Source organism: Variovorax palleresanus (assembly GCF_051144945.1).
Taxonomy (GTDB): Bacteria; Pseudomonadota; Gammaproteobacteria; order Burkholderiales; family Burkholderiaceae_C; genus Variovorax; species Variovorax paradoxus_S.
This window is the reverse complement of record NZ_JBJNVP010000002.1, coordinates 2767462-2786364: the sequence shown is the minus strand read 5'-3', so window position 1 is coordinate 2786364 and position 18903 is coordinate 2767462. Positions and strand designations below refer to the sequence as shown.

Here is an 18903-nt window from a genome sequence, read left to right as displayed (position 1 = left end):
CCCTCACGGACGAATTGCCCAGAACTCCATGGCCAGCCCCGGGAAGTCGCCGGCCAGGTGCATTGCAACGCCGCCCGATTTTTCGAGCTGGCGCCACATGTCGCCGCTCTTGTCGAGTTCGAAATAGTGATAGCCCGCGTTGTATGGAATCTGCCGCGGCGCCACCGGCAGCGGCCGCACCGTCACGCCGGGCAGCTGCAGTTGCACCAGGTCGCGAATGCGCTCGACCGAGCCGATCTTGACCTGCGTCGGAAAGCGCTGCTGGATCGCGTCGGCCGGCAGGTCGGCATGCACCGCCAGCACGAAGCCCGCATTGCGCACCAGCACCGGATCGGGCATGCGTCCCACGCGCACGCCGTGGCTGCGCTCTTCGAGCTCAATGGCGATGGCGCTCTGCTCGAGCACCGCCGAGAGCGATCGCCGCAGTTCTTCCATCAGCGGGCGGATGCTCTCGTTGAGGTTGTCGTGGTCGTACACCGGCCACACCACGGGCCGCCGCGTGGGCGAGGTGTGCGTGGCGAGATGGCAGGCGAGCTTGAGCCAGTCGACGAACAGATGTTCCGGATGCACCTGCACCGCCTGCTGGGCATGCCACGTGGTTGCGAGATAGCGGTTCACCAGTTCGAGCAGAAGAAAGTCGGAGACCTCGCTCACGCCGCCGCGCCCGGGCTGCGAGAGGCGCGAGGCCAGCGCCTCCGAACGCTGCGTGAGCAGCCCGTGCAGCTCGGCGATCATGCTGCGCAGCATGGCGTGCGCCGACGCATCGAGCACCGGCGGAATGTAGTTGGCGTCGATCACCAGCTTGTGGTCGGTGCGGCGCTCGATCACGCGCACCGCGCCAATCGCCTGCCACTCCGCCGTGAGAGACGACGCACGCGCCAGGCGCAGGCGCGGCTTCGCAAGCTGCAGCACCGCGGGGCCGAGCGCCACTGCGTTGCCATCGGCCACCTCGCGCTCGATCACGCCAAAACGCGCGGCCGAGCCTTCGTCGTCCGAGAAGATGATTTCTTCGCTGCCGGTGCGGCGCAGCGGCAGCGCGAGCACGATGAGTTCGTCGGTCAGGTCGCTCGGCACTTCATAAGGCGGCGGCGCATCTTCGGCGCCGAACGAGAACGGCGTGCCATCGGGCAGCACGCCCGCGCCGCCGAGCAGCGACACGCGGCCGAGTGCGTAGGCATCGCGGTCGATGTCCAGGTGAAGCCATCCCCAGTAGGCGCCTTGCAGGCCCGCGGTACGGCGCGTGACGTACTGCTCGACATAGCGCTCCAGCTGCTGGAAATGCTGGGGCCGCAGGTACATGCCTTCGGACCACACCACGCGATTCGCCAACGCCTGCGGATGGACGCCCTGCCTGCCGGCGCCCGGATTGCGAACTGTCACCAAAGAACCTCCTGGGGAGTGCCCACACTGAAGCGGCGAGATGCGTCTTTCGACGTCTCCCGATTGATCGATTTTTTTCTCTTGATGCTACACGGCGCCTCTTACGTTTTGCACCGAATTTCGTTCGCGACTACTCGCACTTAAGCATTACTAAAAGCATGAAAGTTAACGAGTTGGTAGTAACTCGATGCCTGTCTTTCGAATGGCGATGCGCACGCCTTGTTCGCTCGGCGAAAACTGCCACACCTTGTACAGGTTGGTTTGCTTCGGTTCCTTGAGCGGCAGCACGATGCGCCAGCGCGAGGCCTCGAGCTTGCGGTAGCCGGCGATGATGCCGATGGCGCGCGAGTCGAGCCCCGCCTCTCGCTTGAAGACGCGCTCTTCGCCGCTGCGCATGATGGCCTGGTCGGCGTTCACGAGTTCCGTCGAAAGCGTTTCGCGATCGCGGTCCTGTAGTGCAAAGTAGTCTGCCGTCTCGAAGTTACCGGAAGATTTCAGCTCGAAGACCTTGACGAGAATCGGCGCCGGCTGGCCGCGTCCGTCGGGGTTGACGCCATCGTCGATGCGAATGGTGACGGCGTAAGGTGTGGGCAATGACTTCGCTGTCGATGCGCATCCACTGAGGCCACCAAACAACGGTACGGTTGCAAGTGCGCCTTGAAGCAAGGTTCGTCGATGCATGAGATCTTCCCCAGAGGTTCGCGGCCTATATTATCGAAGTCGTGCGCACGAACCGCGTCGCATCGTGTGCCTGTCGCAATGACAGCGGCACACTATCTCAAGCATTGCCTTTTGCGAGGTAGGAGAGAAGATTGAAATCATGTCTGCCTGCTTTGGCGTTCACGTTATTTTTGGTGGCTGGTTGCACGACCACGCCCCCGCCCGAGCCGCCGCAACCCGAACGATTGAGCCAGCAAGTGGCGCGCACCACGCTCGAACGCGCGCAGCAGGCCTATGACGAAGGCGATTACGCCAAGGCCGTCACCACGCTCAAGAGCGGCGGCGTGTCGGTATTCGACGCAGCAGAGCCTGGCACGCGGCTCGACGCCATGAAGCTCGAGGCGTTCAGCTATTGCGTGGCCAACCAGGTGCCCGAATGCCGCACGCAATTTCGCAAGCTTCTCGATGCGTTTCCCAACTTCGACCTGAGCGTTGCCGAGCGCAAGCACCCGGTCTGGGGCCCGGCGTTCGAGGCAGCCAAGCGAATGAAGCGTTGAACGCCGCAGGCGGTGAGCCGCGGCTCGACATGAACACGGAGATGCCATGCGTTGGACGGTGATCGAACATGCCGGCAGGCCGGTGGCCTCGGGGCCTTCGGCCCTTCTCGCGGCGCCCGGCGGAACGATCGGACGCAGCCCCGACAACCACCTGGTGCTGCCCGACGAGCAGCGCCAGATCTCGCGCCTGCAGGCCACCGTGCGCTTCGACGACAAGGGTGTGGCGGTGCTGCGCAACATGAGCGCGGTGCTTCCCATCGGCGTCAACGGACGCACGCTGCAGCACGAGCAGGAATCGCCGGTGGCCGACGGCGACCGCGTGACCATCGGAAGCTACGTGCTGGAAGCGGCAAGCGGGCATCGCGTTGCGGCCGCAGTGCCGATGCCGGCCGCGGCGCCACCACCGCCCATCGCGCCCGTGCGCGATGTTCCCGTACCCGCGAATGCGACGGCACCAGCGTCCATGGACACGTTGCTGCCGGCCGCGCCGGTGTCCGATGTGTTCTCCGATCTCTTCGGCGCGGGCGCGCTGCCCATCGGCGAGGCACAGCCCGCCACCGTGGCCATGCCGCCGCCAGCATCGGAACCACCGCCCGTTGCGAAGCCCGTGTTCGCTCCGCCGCCAGCACCGGTGCCATCGCCATCGCCATCGCCATCGCCATCGCCGGCCAGCGTTCGTCCGGCGGCTTCGCAGATTCCCTCCGCCGCCGATTGGGACGCCATCCTCGCGAACGCGCCGCGCCGCGAACAGAGCGCGGCCGAGCCCATGCCCGACCCGATGGCGCACGAGCCTTTCGAGCTGCCATCGCAGGCGCGCAGGAATCCGGTCGATCCGCTGGCCGAACTGAACCCGCGGGCAGCCAACGACATGTCCGACGTGACGCTGAAGCGTGGCGTGGACCCGCTCTCTTTCTTTGCCGCCGACAGCAACGCACCTTCGCCGCTTTCGGATCCGCGTCCCACCGCGCTGACCCACGAAGACCCGCTCGGTAACGTGCATCCCGCACTCGACCTGCTCGCCAAGCCGGCCGTGCAGCAAGGGCCCAGCCATGCGAACCATGCGCGCGAAGTGTCGGCGCAGTTCAGGCCGCCGACCCCCGTGGCCTTCGATCCGCCGGCTGTTGCGAAGCCGGTGAAGGCAGAGGTGCCCGCGCCGCCAGAACCGGCGGCGCCACCGCCACCGCCACCGCCACCGCCACCGCCACCGCCACCAGCAGCATCGGCGCCTGTCGAGCCCGTGAGCCCTCCCGCCTTGGCGCCGGCCACGGACGTTCGCATGGAGACCGCACCGCCTGCGAAGCCCACGGCGCCTGAACCGGCCGCACCGGCACCCAAGCCTGCCGCGGCCCCGCCGCTTGCCACCGTGGCGCCATCTGCGTCGCCATCATCATCGGACGCCTCGCCGGACGAGCTCTTCAAGGCTTTTCTCGAAGGCGCCGGCGTTCCCGACGTGGCCGGCCATCAGCCGCTGGACACCGAGGCCATGCGGCGCCTCGGCCGGCTCATGCGCGCGTTCACCGACGGCACCATCGAACTGCTCTCGTCGCGCGCCATGCTCAAGCGCGAAGTGCGCGCCGAGATCACGATGATCGTCGACGAGGAAAACAACCCGTTCAAGATTCTTCCCAACGGCCGCGCCGTGCTGATGCAGATGTTCGGCGCGCGCATGCCCGGCTTCCTGTCGCCCGAAGCCGCCGTGCACGACGCGCTCGCCGACCTGCAGTCGCATCAGCTCGGCATGGTGGCCGGCATGCGCGCGGCGCTGCTCACGGTGCTGAAGCGCTTCGATCCCACGGCGCTGAACACCGCCACGCCGCACGACGGCGGACTGGGCGAGAAGCTGCTGCCCGGCGGCCGCGAGGCGCGTTTGTGGCGCCAGCTGCAGAAGCTGCATGCGGAAACGACGGCCGCGGTCGAGGACGATTTTCAGGCCGTCTTTGGCCGGGCCTTCCAACAGGCCTACGACAAGGAGATGGACCGCTTGAAGGAGGCACGCCGTGCTTGAAACCACCCGTGCTTTCGCGGTTCCCATTTCGACGTCGCAGTTCTCCTGCGTGGGCGAACGCAGCGGCAACCAGGACGCCATCGGCTACCACCTGGACGAATACAACGCCTGCTTCGTCGTGAGCGACGGCGTCGGCGGCAACGCGGGCGGCGAGCTGGCCGCGCGCATCGCGGTCGATACCGCGCTCAACACCTTCGTCGACAACCCGTCGGTGGCGCAACACGACATCCAGCAGGCCGTGAAGGCCGCCAACGACGCCATTCTTGCCAAGCAGCGGGAGCTCGCCGACCAGAGCCGGATGAGCGCGACCATCGTCTCGCTGTTCGTGGACCGCACCAGCGGCCAGGCCTGCTGGGCCCACGTGGGCGACAGCCGCCTCTACTGGTTCCGCCGCGGCGCGCTGATGCAGCGCACCGAAGACCACAGCCTGTCGGAGCGCTCCGGCGAAGCCGCGCTGGGCAACGGTGCCAACGGGGGCGAGCGCCTGGTAAAAACCAACCTGCTGTACCGCGCCCTCGGCGCGCGCGCCACGGCGGAGACCACCGTGGCGACGCCTCAACGGCTCGCCGACGGCGATGCATTCCTGCTGTGCACCGACGGCCTCTGGCAGCTCATCTCGCAGCAGGTGATGGAGCGATCGCTGCAGCTGGCCGACAGCGCCGAAGAGTGGCTCGCGCTGCTGCGCCGCGCGGCCGAAGCCAAGGCCGACGAATCGCGCGACAACTACTCGGCGCTGGCGGTGTGGGTGGGGTTTCCGCAGCAGGTGACGCTGGCGGGGACGGCTGTGCCGCGCCCATCCGCCTGACTCCGGCCTGCGCCGGAGCTAGGCTTTTTCAAGCTGCGAGCATCAGCACCTTGAACTGGCTCGGCACGATGCGCATGCCCACCATGTTGCAGCGGTTCTGCAGCGTGATGCTGGTCACCCGGGTGGCCGGCGTGCCCTTGAGCAGCACTGTGAACGCACCGGTGAGGTGACGCGATTGCTGCATGAAGGTCTGCGACACCACACCGCCCAACGCCCCGGGCTGGTCGCCCAGCGTGATGGGCGTGGTGGTCGCCATGTTGTGGGCCGGCATCGCCATGAAGAGGATATTCCAGGCGTTCGGTACGGCCATCGGCCCGAGGGCCATGTTTGGAAAGGGAATAGGCACCGGAGTGCGGCAGACATCCGGGAAGGCCAGGTCCATGCCCATCAGTTGGCAGTTTGCAAACATCGTTGACTCCGTATCAGCCCATGTGGATCTGCGAGGCGTCGACCTTCACCAGTTCCTTGCCGGTCACCATCGTGTGCTGGCCGTGGATGCGCACCGTCTGCGTGGCCTTGCAGTCCAGGTGGCCGACACGGGACTGGTCGACTTCCTCCACCAGACGCAACGCATTGCGCGCCATCTGCACGATACGGTCGGTGACGGTCTCCAGCACCTTGCCGACCAGTCGCGTCCGGCCCACCGTCGCATCCACGGACTGGGCCGTGACATGCAACTGGTCCACGCGGCAATTTCCTTCGTCGGCTTGCACGGCCCATTGCGTGCTTTTCATTTCCAGAGTCGCGCCGCTTCGCAGGCTGAGATTGCCCGCGCTCTCGATCGACACCGTGCCCCTGGGGCTGCCGAGCGTGATGTCGCCCGGTGCATCAATGCGGCTCGTGGCAGGGTCGGCCTGTTCGATCACCGCGATCAGGTAGACCCGGAACCGGTCCGGCCCCGACAGGAGCACCGTGTCGCCCTGCTCCGGCTTGAGCAGGCAGCTCGCCGCGCGCCGGCACATCCACACGACACCCTCGTCGTCTTCGACCCCCAACTGCCCATCGGGCATGTGGGCCGTCAGCCGTCCGATGAAATGGACCGGCGTCGATTCGGCCGGGGCCGAGCGGAGTGGAACGACTTTCATGATGATTCCCTTCTTGGCGTTGATCGGTTGCGCAGAGCCCTGCCACTCACGCGGAGTCGCCGGACCAGGCTTGCGCCTTGTGCAGTTCGGGGTCGTTTTCAATGATGCCACCGCGTGCGGAAAAGCGGGTCCCCTGCTGAATGGCTCGATGAAAGCGCGTACGAAAAAAGTGCGCGCCACTCATGTCAGCATCGCTGAGGTCCGCGTACGAAAAATCGGCATCCTGCAACTCGGCACGACGGAAGACCGCTCGGTTCGCGCGCGCGCGATGGAACACGCTCAGCGGCAGAAAGGCATCCTCGAACGCCGTGTCCTGCAGCTTCGCATCGACCCAGATCGACTGCTCGAAACGGCCGCGCCTGCAGTTCGCTTCGCCCAGATCAGCTTCGGCAAAGATCGTCTGCGCCGCCGCCACGCCAGAGAAGTCCGCATTACGCAGCGACGCGCCCTTGAAGTTGCTCTGCGTCAGCGTGGCATTGCGGAAGTCGGCCCCATCCAGCCTGCTGTCGGTAAACTGGCATCGCTGCAGCGTCAGGCCCGCGAAGACCTGGCGCGTGAGGTCGCACTCCAGAAACACCACGCTGTCGGCCTGCATATCGGCGAAGGCCGCGGTCGTGAGGTCGAGTTTGTACATGGTGACGAAGCTCAGCACAGCGCCGGTGAAATCAGTTTGCGCGAGCTTTGACTCAGCCACCGTGGCCCGGTCCATGCGCAGCATGGCGAGCCGGGTCTGCGTAAGGTCCGAGCGGAAGAAGGTCGCGCGGTCGAGGTTGGCGCCGGACAGATCGGCCCGCTGCAGGTGCGATTCGACGAACGATGCCTCTTCGAGCGTGACCCGAGAGAAATCGGCTCGCTCGAACCGGCACCGGTAGAACTGCGCCTTGCCGGCGATGCCGTCCGAGAAATCGCATTCGCCCATCCGGCAATGCGAGATCACGCTGCCTGCCAAGTGCGCGCCCTGGAAGTTGGCGCCCGTGAAGTCGACGTTGTCCCAGAGCGCGCCCGACAGATCGAGGCCGCGAAGATCCCAGCCGCGGCACTCGACGCCCCGGACCTGGACGCCGTGTCGCACATGGTCGAGCAGTTCGTCGCGCGTCATGGTGCCGGTGTGTCCGCGGGGCGCGCCGGCCATACCTTGGCATGCCGGGTGTAAGCGCCGTCCAGCAGCGTGGTGCCGTCGATGAGGGCCTGCGAGACATCGGTGCGGAAGAGATTCGCACCGCGCAGATCGCAATGGGTGAGCACAGCCTTCGACAGGTTCGCATCGATGAAGCTGGCGGCGCGCAAGGAGGCGCGCGTGAAGTCGGCGCGCACGAACAGGCTCTCGCCGGCCGAAAGGCCATCGAGCTTCGCGTCGCTGAAGTCGCACTCGGAAAAATCGCAGGTCTCTAGGCGCGCCCCGCTCAGGTCCGCCGCCACCAGCGGCATGCCGCGCATGCCGCATTGCTTCAACCTTGCACCGTTGAACCGCACACCAGACAGCGAGCTGCCTTGCACCACGCTGCAGGCGTCCAGCGTCGCATCGGAAAAATCCGCCGCGCTGTCGAACGCGACCGCCACAAATCCGCAGCGCGACAGCTTCGCACCGGCAAAGGACACGCGGCGCAGCTGGCATTCGATCCAGACTACCTGCAGCATCTCGGCCTGGTCGAAGTGCAGATCTTCGAGCGTCATCTGCAGCAGGGCCATCTGGCGCCATTGCGAGCCGCGGAAGTCGCAGCGCGCGAACGACGCTTCGTGCAGTTGCACCTGGTCCATGCGGATGCCAGCCATGCGGCAGTCCACGAACTGCGCCTGGTCGGCATGCACCTCCCGCAAGCTCGCGCCCTCAAGGTTGGCACGATCGAAGCGGGCACCGCCGATGTTGGCCTCGTCCAGCCTGGCGCGGGCGAGGCTCGCATCCGTGAAGTTGGCACGCGCAAGAACCGCCTGCGAAAAATTGCAGTCGTCGAGCTGCGCGCCGCTCAGGTTCGCGTCCGTCAACATGGCTTGCGAGAAATCGGCGCCCCGCAGGTCCATGCCGGACAGATCGGCGCCGATCAGGCTCATGTGCGCGAACGTGCGCTGCCCGGGTTCGGCCACCGACAGCCGCCGGCGCAGCTTGGCACTTCGGAAGCTCGGCATTGCGGGTGCCGCGCCGCCGAAATGTGCCGAGTGCAGGTATCCGAGGCGCATCAACGGATCGGCGGGCACCGCCGGTGCGTCCGTCTCGTCGGCGCTGTCGGCTTCGGTTTCAGGGTCGCTGTTGCCCGGGCTCGTCTGGTCGTAGCGGTCACCCGGCTTCATCTCGCGCTGGATCTGTTGCGGATCGGGCACCACTGGCTGCGCGCGCGCCGCCGACCCGGCAGCACCGTCCGGCAAGGCGTCCCGCTCGGCCTCGATGCGCTCGGACTCCTTCTGTAGCCGATCCCGTGTCTCCACCGCCGAGGCTTCGGCGCGCTCGAGGTATTCGGGCAGATCGTCGAAGTCCGGAACCGGTTCGGGCTCCCAGGGCGCCTCCAGGTACTGGGCGGGGTCGAGCCCCCGCGCCAGCAGGTCCGCACGGCGCGCTTCGTGGTCGCGCAACAGGCCGGCGCGCATGTTGCGCGGCAGTGGCTCGGCCATCGTGTCGGCCAGTTGCATCTGCCGCCAGTCTCCGAGGATTGACCGGGGCACGAGGTCGCTGTCGCGCAGCACATGCACCGCGGCTTTTTCCGGGTCGATGCGCTTGAGAAGAACCTCGCGGTAGTGCGCTGGCGGCCGCGGCGCGTCCCGCAGCTCGAGCACCGGCATGATGTGCTTGACGTCGGCGGCGTCGTCCTCGCGCACGCCTGTCGAACCGTGCCAGATCAGGATCACGCGCTCGCGATCGGGGAAGAACCATGCGGTGCTCAAGTGCAGCGGCACCGCCCTGAGCGTCTGGACATCGTCCGAGAAGCTGACGTGGCAGGCCGCGCTCCAGTCGGGAAGATGCCCCTGCATGACAGGAATTTGCGGATGCATGTTCCACAGTTCGTATGCCGCGCCCGGCGGCAGCGTGCTGAGTCCGGGCCAGCGCTGGTCCTCCGGCGCCGAATTGAAGAAGCGCCAGTCCATGTCGTCGGCGAAACCAGGGTAGCCGTTCTCCAGCCATGCGTTGTCGTACTGGCGGCCCATGTGCGCCATGCGCTGCGGCCAGTCCGGCAGATAGGCACAGAGCGCCGCCGGCGCGCCGCGCCGCTCGCGGTCGGTGAGGCGATGGGAGGCCTGTTCGACGTTGGGCAGCCGGCGCGTGTGCACGCCGTTGACGACCTCGTCCTGCGCACCGATGCCCAATGGGTTCTGCGCGAACCCGGGCCCGCCGTAGGTGTGCCGCCAGTCCAGCGGCATCTGCTCGAAGGGCACGGGGGCCGTCGATCGCCCGTCAAGCCAGTAGCGATCGCCGGACACCAGCAGCGACTTCTCGAGCGTTTCCACCCGCAAGCGCACCGCGCACTGCGACTTCTCCGCCTGGTGGCAGGTGTAGGCAAAGCCGCTGGCCAGCACCTCGGCCTCGGCCTTGGGCATGCCCAGGTCCAGCACACTGCCGGGGTCGAGCACCTCGCTCACCATCTGCCAGAGCTCCTGTTCAGGCTGCAGTTGCGGGTCTGCCTTCAGGCTGACCAGGGCGAGCGAGGCGATGCCCAGATGGTTGCTGCCCTTCCAGCGGTAGGGGCGCGTCAGCAGGCTGAGTCGGAATGGCTTGACGATTTTCAACGGCGGTGATCGATCAGGAAGAAGAAGAGGAACGGGATGCGGCGGCCGGAAAGATCACGGCGGTTTGTGACGGACGGTCCGGCGCATAGCGGACATCGACCGTGCAACCGATGCCGTACAGGGTGAGCTCGTTGAGTGGCACGACCTTGTGCAGTCGTGCGCTGTGCTGGACGCCGGCCGCATCCCGGAACGCCACGGTGAACGTGATCAGGGGACTGCGATCGCTGTAGCTGCCGCCCATCTCGCTCGCCACGATCACACCGTCCGCCCGTCCGTCGAGCGTGTTACTCGCCGCCTCGCGGCGCGAGAGCTGAAAGAGGTCCCATCCACCGCACAGGAGGAAGGACCCGACCAGCATCAGGGCGATGCACACTCCCATCTGGCGCACGCTCATGCCGCCGGCGAACACCACCATCGGCACGACGCCCACAGCGAACAGGACCGCCCCCAACCATTTCATCAGCAGGGACAGCGATGCGGCGCCGGTCATGTGCAGAGGAACAAGCCCTTGATCATGACCTTGAACGGCCCGATCTTGATCTTGGCGCCATTACCGTGGTTGAGCGCCTGGTTCGACAGCCTGTATACCTTCCAGTCGAAGGCGGCGCCGCCGACGTTGAGGCTGACGGCGTTGACGGTTTCGGACAGCGACGCGTAAGTGAAGGAGTTCACGTAGCTGATGGCGAACGAGAAGAGCGTCTTCGAGGTGATCGAAAGGTCGGCCTCGGTCGTGATCGTGCTGCCCGCGTGCGTGTGCAGCGAGTTCGTGTAGCTGACGTCCTTGTGGTCGGAGTGCAAGCTGATCGTGTTGGCATTGACGTTGAACTGGTTCGGCGTCGTTACGTTGACGTCGCCTGAGTTCGCAAAGAGATTGATGCCGCCGACGGTGTCGACCTGAACCGTCCCGACCGAATACAGATTTGACTTGCCTCCAACAATCCGAACGCTGTCTCCACTCACCCAATAGTCTTCGTTTCCTTTGCTGACCGAAACATTTTTGGTTCCTGAGGTTTCTTCATATGCTGCGGAAATCGTCGTTTTCTGACGTCCCGTTATGTCTTCGGTCAAACCGCCGGTTATCGTCCGGGTCTCGCCGCTGTCCACCGTGTCTGTGCGACTACCGGTCACGTGAATGATCTGGTCGCCATCGACGTAGACATCCTGGTTGCCACCTTTGATCTTGACGTTCTGCGGCCCGCCATTGACGGTGATGTTCTGCGGTCCACCCTCGTTGACCGTCACGGTATGCGGGCCGTTGATCGTCTCGGTGAGCGAGGTGTTGGTCGTGTAGTCGTCGGCGCCCTCGATCACTGTGGTGCGATCGCCGGCGATAGTGTCCCTCTCGTCCGCTTCCACATCGAGTTCGAAATCCTTCTCGGCGTGAATCCGCACCAGCTCGCAACCCGGCGCATCGTCCAGGATGAACTCGTTGGCATTCGCCGGCGTGCCGTCCTGGCTGCGGCTCACGAAACCGCTCACGGTCACCTTCGCCGGCAACTCCAGCGGCGGCATCTGGTCGGAGTTGTAGACGCGGCCGATGATGATGGGCCGGTCGGGATGGCCGCCGATGAAGTCGACGATCACTTCCTGGCCCTTGCGCGGATGATTGACGGCGCCGTAGTTCGAGCCTGCCCAGGCACTGGAGACGCGCACCCAACAGGAGCTGTTCTCGTCGCTCTTGCCATAGCGGTCCCAACGGAACTGCACCTTCACGCGACCATATTGGTCGACCCAATACTCCTGGCCCGCCTTGCCCACGACGGTGGCGGTCTGCGGTCCGTTGGTTTTGGTCATCGGCGTCACGCGCGGCGGGCGGAACGCATACGAGGTCGGCTGCACCGCAAAGCTGAAGCTGTACTGGCTGTCGGCCGCACCGCTCTCGTAGCCGCCTTCGCGCAGCGCGTAGGCCACCGAGACGATCAGGTATTCGCGGTTGTCGTCCTGCCGTGGACAGTTCTGCATCGTGAAGCGATAGCCCGGCGCCATTCCGCGCACGCTGCAATGGCCGATGTCACGCTCGGCCTGCGACTGCGCTTCTTCGAGCCGGATGCGCGAGTAGTGCTCGCCCTGCTCGGCCTCGCTGAAGCCGCCCAGCCATTCGTAGATCTCGTAGGTATCGTGAGGATTTCCACGCGGCTGGCTGCGCATGCCCATGAGGTCGGCCTTCGACTTCTTGAAGTCGTAGTCGTCCACCACGTAGGTGCCGGGGCGGATTTCCTCGGTCACCTGCCACTGGTCGATCACCTCCTGGAACGGATCGGGGTCGCGGTCGGCCGCGAGATAGCTGATCTTCGGGTAGGCCGGCAGGGTTTCATGTGCGCCGATGTCATCGGCGAGCACCAGCGTGTGCTGGTTCTTGTCGTGCTTGAAGTAGTAGTAAATGCCCTCGTGCTCCATCAACCGGCTCACGAAAGCGAAATCGGTCTCCTGGTACTGCACGCAGTATTCCCACTGGCGGTAGGTTCCGCTGAGCTTCTTCTCGAACGCAAAGTTGTAGTCGGCAAACACTTCCTCGAGGATGTCCACGACCGACTTGTTCTGGAAGATCTTGCAGTCGCTGGTGCGCGTCAGATACCACAGCCAGGGCCGCACGGTGGCGCGGTACAGCACGTAGCGCGAAGTGCCCCCCTCCTTGCCGACCATCGTGAAACGGACGATCTGCCCATTGAGGAAGCGAGGCTCGCCGGACGTCAGTATTTCGAGCGAGAGCGGTTTTCCCAGCACCGACTTCATGTCGAGCGACACGCTCGGGCTCACCAGATCCACCTCGAACTCGAAGAGCTGCGACAAGCCCTCGGTGCCGTGCATCGAGCGGAACATCAGCTGGTCTTCTGGCAGTGGCGTGTGGGCTTTGACGACTCTGGTGGCCATGGCTTACTCCCTTTCTTCGCTCAGCGTTCAGAAAATTCGTAGTGAAAGTCGTCGTCCGCAGCGCGCAATCGCACGCCGGCGAGCTTGCGCGCGCTGACCGTGGCGCCGATGACCTCTTCGCTCAGCCGCGGAAGAATGGTGTGCGTGAGGATCGCGTCGATCATCCGTCCGCCGGACTCGATGGCGGTGCAACGGCGCGCCACCAGTTCGACGGCGCTGTCGTCGTAGTCCAGGGCGATGCCATGGTTCGCCTCGAGGCGAGCGGCAATGCGGTCGAGCTGAAGGCGAATGATGCGATGCAACGCATCGGCTTGCAACGGGTAATAAGGCACTACAACCAGCCGGCCGAGCAGCGCCGGTGCGAACACCTTGAGGAGCGGTTCGCGCAATGCGGCCGCCAGCGGTTCGGGGTCGGGCCGCAGGGTCGGGTCTTCGCACAATTGCATGACCAGGTCGGTGCCGACGTTGGAAGTCATGATGATCACGGTGTTGCGGAAGTCGATGTGCCGGCCTTCGCCGTCTTCCATCCAGCCCTTGTCGAACACCTGGAAGAAGATCTCGTGCACGTCGGTATGGGCCTTCTCGATCTCGTCGAGCAGCACCACGCTGTAGGGCCTGCGGCGCACCGCCTCGGTCAGCACCCCGCCTTCGCCGTAGCCCACGTAGCCGGGCGGCGCGCCCTTGAGTGTGGAGACAGTGTGCGACTCCTGGAACTCGCTCATGTTGATGGTGACCAGGTTCTGTTCGCCGCCATAGAGCGCTTCTGAGAGCGCCAGCGCGGTCTCCGTCTTGCCCACGCCCGAAGGGCCGCACAGCAGGAACACGCCCACCGGCTTGTTCGGGTTGTCGAGCCTCGCGCGTGCGGTGCGGATGCGCCGCGAAATGGTCTCCAGCGCATCGGGCTGGGCCACCACGCGGGCCGAGAGAATCTCGCCGAGCCGCAGCACCGATTGCGCGTCGTCGCGCACCATGCGGCCGATGGGAATGCCAGTCCAGTCGGCCACCACGGTGGCAATAGCCTGCGCATCGACGGCGGCAAGGATGAGCGGCGATTCGCCCTGCAGCTGCGCGAGCTTGTCCTGTGCCTCATCGAGTTCGGCGCGAATCTCTGCGGGCGTTCGCTCGGGTGCGTCCGGGTCGGTGTCGATGGCGGACGGCGCTGCGTCTGCCGCCCCTTCGTCGCCGTCATCTTCAACCACGGCCTGCACGGGCACCGCGGCGGGCGACAGCAGCTTGCGCAGCGCGACGATGCGCTCGACCAGCGCAGCCTCTTCTACGCGTCGCTTTTCCAGCAGATCGAGTTCGGCCTGCGCCGCGGCCACCTGGGCCGCGATGTCTTCCACGCGCTTGTGCTCACCCACGCCGATCGCGGCCTCCCGCCCGGCAATGCCCGACTCGATGCCCAGCACCTCGATGCGGCGCTGCAGGTCTTCGATGGCGGCGGGCAGCGCATGCTGGCTCAGGGCCACGCGCGCGCATGCCGTGTCGAGCAGGCTCACGGCCTTGTCGGGCAACTGCCGCGCGGGAATGTAGCGATGCGACAGGCTCACGGCCGCTTCGAGCGCGGCATCGAGAATGAGCACGCCGTGGTGTTTTTCCAGCTCGGCCGAAATGCCGCGCAGCATGATCACGGCCTTGGGCTCGGTGGGCTCGTGCACCTGGATGGTCTGGAAGCGCCGCGTGAGCGCCGGGTCCTTCTCGATGTACTTCTTGTACTCCGACCAGGTGGTGGCGCCGATGGTGCGCAGCCGCCCGCGCGCAAGAGCCGGCTTCAGCAGGTTGGCCGCATCACCCGTGCCGGCGGTGCCTCCCGCGCCGACCAGCGTGTGCACCTCGTCGACGAACAGCACGATGGGCTTGGGGCTCTTCTCGACCTCGTCGATCACCTGGCGCAGGCGCTGCTCGAACTCGCCCTTCACGCCCGCGCCGGCCTGCAGCAACGTGGGGTCGAGCACCCACAGAGATACGTCCTTGAGCGAGGGCGGCACGTCGCCCGCGGCGAGCCGCGAAGCCAGGCCCTCGACCACGGCCGTCTTGCCCACGCCCGCCTCGCCGGTGAGCAGCGGATTGTTCTGCCGGCGCCGCATCAGGATGTCGATGATCTGGCGGATCTCGTCGTCGCGCCCATAGACCGGATCGAGCTCGCCCGCGCGCGCCTTGGCTGTCAGGTCGCTCGCGTACTTGGCCAGCGCGGAGCCGCCAGCTGCGGCGCCATCGCCCTGGTGCGCCGCTGCGGGCGCGTGGCCGCCGCCGGCATGGCCCTGCGGCGCGGCATCGAAGTCGTCCTCGGGCGAACCTTCGGTCCACGCGGGCAGCTGGGCGATGAGAACGTCAGGCACGATCTTGTCGAACTCGCGCGAGATGCCCGAGAGCACCTGCCGCAGACCCGGCGTCTTCACGATGCCGGCGAAGAGGTAGGCGCCGCGGATCGAGGTGGCCTCGAAGCGCAGGCTTGCATAGACCCAGGCGCGTTCGACGGCGTTGTCGACATGCTCGGAGATGTCGCTGATCGAGGTGGCGCCGTGCGGCAGGCGGTCGAGTGCGCGCACTAGGTCCTGCTCGACCGCATCGAGGTTGAGGCCCGCGCGCTTGACGATGCGCAGCAGGTCGCTGTCCTGCAACTGCAATATCTGGTGCAGCCAGTGCACCAGCTCTACATAGGCATTGCCGCGCAGCTTGGCGAACGCGGTGGCGGTTTCCAATGCCTTGTAGAGCATCGGGTTCAGTTTCGAGAAAAGAGAGACGCGGCGAATATCGGTCATAGGGCCATGGAAGAAACTTCATCCGCCACGGAAGCTGCCGATGCGGAACGGGAAAACAATGCTTCGGGTTGGAACACCATGTCGCCGGCGTCGGTGTCCGAGAGGCGCGTGCCGAGCCAGCTGCCCCAGCCCAGGCGGTGGTCGCTGCCCAGTTGCATGCCGCGGGCTTCCTGCTTCTTCAGCACGAGCCGGAGCTCCCAGGCAAACTCGATGCCGACGTACTGGCGCACCCAATCGAGCACCTGCTGGAGCCGCTTGCTGCCCGGCAGGAAATCGCGGAACTGGCTCTGCGAGAGCGGCCCCAGCTCGAGCCGGAACTTGCTCTGCGCATCGCGCACGGCCAGGCCGATGGTGGCGCCGCCACCCAGCCGGTGGTTGCGCCCGAAGAGGCCGATGCGGCTCACCTGCCGCTCATCGATCGTCACCCAGTCGCTCACGAATTCCTCGACACGCACGGGCACGTCGAAGTACAGCTTGAGGATCTGGATCAGGCCCTCGGGGTTGCGCGTCTGGCGCACCAGGTGCCCGGCCATGAAGGTGCGCGCGTGGTCCGCGATGCGGTCGCGCTCCTTGAGGCCCGGCTGCCCCATGTTCATGAGGCTCGCCACATAGTCGACGAAGCGGTGGCCGTCGGGCCGGTCCAGGCTGTTGACCGACTGCGCGTCGGCCCAGGCCCGGTAGAACAACAGGATGAGCCGGTGGTGGAACAGGTCGGCGAATACGCTCAGCGTGTCGTCGCCGTGATGCCGCTTGCGCTCGCGCGCGTACTCGGTCAGGTGCAGCGGCAGCGGCCCGTTGGGGCCGAACAGGCCGAAGCCGTAGATGGAGATGCGCGGCGGTCCGTCGCCGTCGACATTCACACCCGAAACATTCGACGGCGCAAACGCCATCGAGGGCTCCTGCCCGAGGCGCAGCGGCTCGTCGAGCGGGCGCGGCGCGCGGCCCAGCAACGGGTGGCCGCCCTGCGCATCGAGCCGCCGCAGCAGCATGAACAGGTCATGCTCGAAAGGCTGGTCGACCAAGCCCGCCCACAAGACGGGGTCGGCCTCTGGAACGCCGCGCCGGGCGGAGGCCTTGATTGCGGCCGGCACATCCGGCACCGCTTGCAGCGCCGGCGAATCGCCGGTGACATCGATTGCGCTCATACGGCGGGGCGGCGTCCGATGCGCGGCATCCAGCGCGCGATTTCTCCGCGCTGCAGGCTGGAGAGCGCGAATTCGGTGAACGCGTTGAGCGACACATGCCGGCTGAAAAACTGCTCCAGCACGGCACCGAAAAGATAGGGGCTCGAACCCGAGAAGGCGACCTCGTCGATCTTCAGCGCAATTTCCACGCCGCGCCCGAACACGATGGGCCCGGGTTCGGGCAGGCGGCGGAACACGGGCGCCAGCGCCATCGAGCGCACGCCCTGGATCTGCCGGCGCACCGCCGGGTCGGCCAGGTTGCCGTACAGGTCGAGCATCTCGCGCAGTGCAGCCGCGCCCTGCGTCGCATCGACGTCGGTCAGGCTCAGGTAGTTGAGCCCCAGATGGCTGATGAGGCGCCAGGTGAGCGCGCCTTCCGCCAGCGCGGGATACGGCCGCGACGGCCCGCGCAAGATGCGCACGGCGCGCACGGGTGCGGACACGCGCAAGGTGAAGTCGGACTCCAGCCCCGTGGGCAGCAAGAGCGGCAGGTCGCGGTTGGTGCACAGCGCATCGATCGTGATGTGCCGCAGGCTGTGCGGGAAGGGCGCGTCGTGCTGGTCGACCAGCGACACGTACACCTCGCTGCCGGTGTAGCTGGTGCGGGTGCCCTGCGCACGGGCGCGGTCGGACACCAGGCGCGGCTCGCGGCGCAGCGAGAAGTACGAACCGAAGTCGCCGTCGTCGGCCGCGAACGACCCCAGGAAGGGCCTGAACTCGCGCTCTTCCGAGCCGCTGCTCATGTGGCCCGTGACGCGCTCGACAGTGAAGATTTCGAAATCGCGCGGACGCGTGCGGTCGATCACCGCATGGTGCTCGTGCTGCCCGGGACCGACCGGAATGCGGTCGCTGCGGCGCGGCACCAGATTGATGATGGGCGTGCAGAAGAGCGAGAAATGCCGTGCATCGACGAGCCGCTCCAGGTCGCCGTCGGCACGGTCGAGCAGGATCACGATTTCCATCGTGGTGCCGCTCATGGCCGCGGCCGCCGCGCGCAGGTTCTTCACGCTGAAGAACAGGTAGCGGTCCGGAAAGGCGAAGTACTCGTGCAGCAGCCGGTAGCCCTGGAACGAACGCGCGTCGTAGGGCAGCAGCGATTGCTCGGGATCGAAGCCTTCGTGGCGAATGGCCTCGTCGCCGAGCGGCACGATACGCGCGGTGCTGCCGGGGCCGCTGCGGCACACGGTGCCAACGTTGTGGTGCACCGCCAGTTCGAGCACGCGCAGCGCGTGCAGCTCGGCGCCCGAAAGAAAGAATTCGAGCCGGTCGAGCGGCATCTCCGCAAACCTGGCGCCGCCCACGGCTTCGAGCTTGATGGTGATCGCGCTCTTGGCCTGCCGCGCAACGGCCGGCATCGCATGCGCGATTTCCGCCGGCACGGGGCCGATGCTCGCCTCGGTGATCTTGATGGGCCACAGCGTGACCGCATGCCCGGTGCGAAATTCGCAGGCCGTCTGCTCGCCCTTGATCATGCGGCCGCGCAGGATGGTGTGGCGCGGCAGTTCGTAGCCGGCCTTCAGCGAACCCTCATTGAGGTTGCCGTCGATCTGCACCACGCCCATGGCCGGCAGCGGCGCGAGAAAGTTCGGGTACACCACCTCGAGCAGCCGCTGGGAGAAGCGCGGAAACTCCGCGTCCATCTTGAGCTGGATGCGCGCCGTGAGAAAGCTGAAGCCTTCGAGCAGGCGCTCCACGTACGGGTCGCTGACCTCGATGCCGCGCATGCCCAGCCGGCCCGCGATCTTCGGGTAGCGCTGCGCGAACTCGGCACCGAGCTCGTGCATGTAGGTGAGCTCGCGGTTGTAGTAGTCGAGTAACCGTGCGTCCATCAGTGGCCCCGGCCTCCTTGTTGTTCCCTCTCCCTCTGGGAGAGGGCCAGG

General features: G+C 66.2%; 14 protein-coding genes. 3 read left to right on the top strand and 11 right to left on the bottom strand.

Features of this window, described 5'->3' with window-relative positions:
* Window positions 1–3 precede the first annotated feature (3 nt).
* Complete coding sequence (gene tssK, locus ACJ7Z0_RS17060; RefSeq protein WP_431132381.1) at window positions 4–1299, bottom strand: type VI secretion system baseplate subunit TssK; 1296 nt, start codon at window positions 1297–1299, stop codon at window positions 4–6.
* 246 nt (window positions 1300–1545) lie between these two features.
* Window positions 1546–2061 (bottom strand): type VI secretion system lipoprotein TssJ, encoded by a 516-nt coding sequence (gene tssJ, locus ACJ7Z0_RS17055; protein ID WP_431125845.1) that lies wholly within the window; start codon window positions 2059–2061, stop codon window positions 1546–1548.
* A 224-nt stretch (window positions 2062–2285) separates the two neighbouring features.
* Between tssJ and ACJ7Z0_RS17050 the strand changes: the two genes are divergently transcribed.
* Genes ACJ7Z0_RS17050 through ACJ7Z0_RS17040 form a run of 3 tightly spaced genes read left to right on the top strand, consistent with a single transcriptional unit; the run spans window position 2286 to window position 5407 of the window.
* Complete coding sequence (locus tag ACJ7Z0_RS17050) at window positions 2286–2597, top strand: TssQ family T6SS-associated lipoprotein (RefSeq protein ID WP_431125847.1); 312 nt, start codon at window positions 2286–2288, stop codon at window positions 2595–2597.
* 46 nt (window positions 2598–2643) lie between these two features.
* Complete coding sequence (tagH, locus tag ACJ7Z0_RS17045; RefSeq protein ID WP_434790760.1) at window positions 2644–4602, top strand: type VI secretion system-associated FHA domain protein TagH; 1959 nt, start codon at window positions 2644–2646, stop codon at window positions 4600–4602.
* Complete coding sequence (locus tag ACJ7Z0_RS17040; RefSeq protein ID WP_434790759.1) at window positions 4595–5407, top strand: PP2C family protein-serine/threonine phosphatase; 813 nt, start codon at window positions 4595–4597, stop codon at window positions 5405–5407. Before tagH ends, ACJ7Z0_RS17040 begins: the two co-directional genes overlap by 8 nt.
* 28 nt (window positions 5408–5435) lie before the next feature.
* On the opposite strand, the gene ACJ7Z0_RS17035 is transcribed toward ACJ7Z0_RS17040, so the two are convergent.
* From ACJ7Z0_RS17035 to tssF, 9 genes are read right to left on the bottom strand one after another with little or no spacing between them, the layout of a single operon-like run.
* Window positions 5436–5816, bottom strand: a complete 381-nt coding sequence (locus ACJ7Z0_RS17035; protein WP_434790758.1) for a DUF4150 domain-containing protein — start codon at window positions 5814–5816, stop codon at window positions 5436–5438.
* A 13-nt stretch (window positions 5817–5829) separates the two neighbouring features.
* Complete coding sequence (locus tag ACJ7Z0_RS17030) at window positions 5830–6492, bottom strand: DUF3540 domain-containing protein (RefSeq protein WP_434790757.1); 663 nt, start codon at window positions 6490–6492, stop codon at window positions 5830–5832.
* Between the two features lie 46 nt (window positions 6493–6538).
* Window positions 6539–7591: a pentapeptide repeat-containing protein gene (locus tag ACJ7Z0_RS17025; protein ID WP_434790756.1), complete on the bottom strand. Its 1053-nt coding sequence runs from the start codon at window positions 7589–7591 to the stop codon at window positions 6539–6541.
* A complete protein-coding gene (locus tag ACJ7Z0_RS17020; protein WP_434790755.1) occupies window positions 7588–10206 on the bottom strand; it encodes a DUF2169 domain-containing protein in 2619 nt (872 codons plus the stop codon). Before ACJ7Z0_RS17020 ends, ACJ7Z0_RS17025 begins: the two co-directional genes overlap by 4 nt.
* 13 nt (window positions 10207–10219) lie before the next feature.
* Window positions 10220–10696, bottom strand: coding sequence for a hypothetical protein (locus ACJ7Z0_RS17015; protein WP_434790754.1), 477 nt, complete (start codon window positions 10694–10696; stop codon window positions 10220–10222).
* Entirely contained in the window at window positions 10693–13077 is a 2385-nt protein-coding gene (locus ACJ7Z0_RS17010; protein WP_434790753.1) for a type VI secretion system Vgr family protein, read from the bottom strand. Before ACJ7Z0_RS17010 ends, ACJ7Z0_RS17015 begins: the two co-directional genes overlap by 4 nt.
* 20 nt (window positions 13078–13097) lie before the next feature.
* Window positions 13098–15839 (bottom strand): type VI secretion system ATPase TssH, encoded by a 2742-nt coding sequence (gene tssH, locus ACJ7Z0_RS17005; protein WP_434790752.1) that lies wholly within the window; start codon window positions 15837–15839, stop codon window positions 13098–13100.
* Window positions 15836–16984, bottom strand: coding sequence for a type VI secretion system baseplate subunit TssG (gene tssG / locus ACJ7Z0_RS17000; RefSeq protein ID WP_434790751.1), 1149 nt, complete (start codon window positions 16982–16984; stop codon window positions 15836–15838). Before tssG ends, tssH begins: the two co-directional genes overlap by 4 nt.
* Window positions 16981–18852, bottom strand: coding sequence for a type VI secretion system baseplate subunit TssF (gene tssF, locus ACJ7Z0_RS16995; RefSeq protein WP_434790750.1), 1872 nt, complete (start codon window positions 18850–18852; stop codon window positions 16981–16983). Before tssF ends, tssG begins: the two co-directional genes overlap by 4 nt.
* Between the last annotated feature and the right edge of the window lie 51 nt (window positions 18853–18903).

Bases quoted from the DNA above. Each gene is read 5' to 3' on its own strand.
- ACJ7Z0_RS17025 (WP_434790756.1), bottom strand. From the start codon at position 7,591: ATGACGCGCGACGAACTGCTCGACCATGTGCGACACGGCGTCCAGGTC.
- ACJ7Z0_RS17035 (WP_434790758.1), bottom strand. From the start codon at position 5,816: ATGTTTGCAAACTGCCAACTGATGGGCATGGACCTGGCCTTCCCGGAT.
- tssF (WP_434790750.1), bottom strand. From the start codon at position 18,852: ATGGACGCACGGTTACTCGACTACTACAACCGCGAGCTCACCTACATG.
- ACJ7Z0_RS17010 (WP_434790753.1), bottom strand. From the start codon at position 13,077: ATGGCCACCAGAGTCGTCAAAGCCCACACGCCACTGCCAGAAGACCAG.
- tssH (WP_434790752.1), bottom strand. From the start codon at position 15,839: ATGACCGATATTCGCCGCGTCTCTCTTTTCTCGAAACTGAACCCGATG.
- tagH (WP_434790760.1), top strand. From the start codon at position 2,644: ATGCGTTGGACGGTGATCGAACATGCCGGCAGGCCGGTGGCCTCGGGG.
- ACJ7Z0_RS17030 (WP_434790757.1), bottom strand. From the start codon at position 6,492: ATGAAAGTCGTTCCACTCCGCTCGGCCCCGGCCGAATCGACGCCGGTC.
- ACJ7Z0_RS17015 (WP_434790754.1), bottom strand. From the start codon at position 10,696: ATGACCGGCGCCGCATCGCTGTCCCTGCTGATGAAATGGTTGGGGGCG.
- tssK (WP_431132381.1), bottom strand. From the start codon at position 1,299: ATGTACCTGCGGCCCCAGCATTTCCAGCAGCTGGAGCGCTATGTCGAG.
- tssG (WP_434790751.1), bottom strand. From the start codon at position 16,984: ATGAGCGCAATCGATGTCACCGGCGATTCGCCGGCGCTGCAAGCGGTG.
- tssJ (WP_431125845.1), bottom strand. From the start codon at position 2,061: ATGCATCGACGAACCTTGCTTCAAGGCGCACTTGCAACCGTACCGTTG.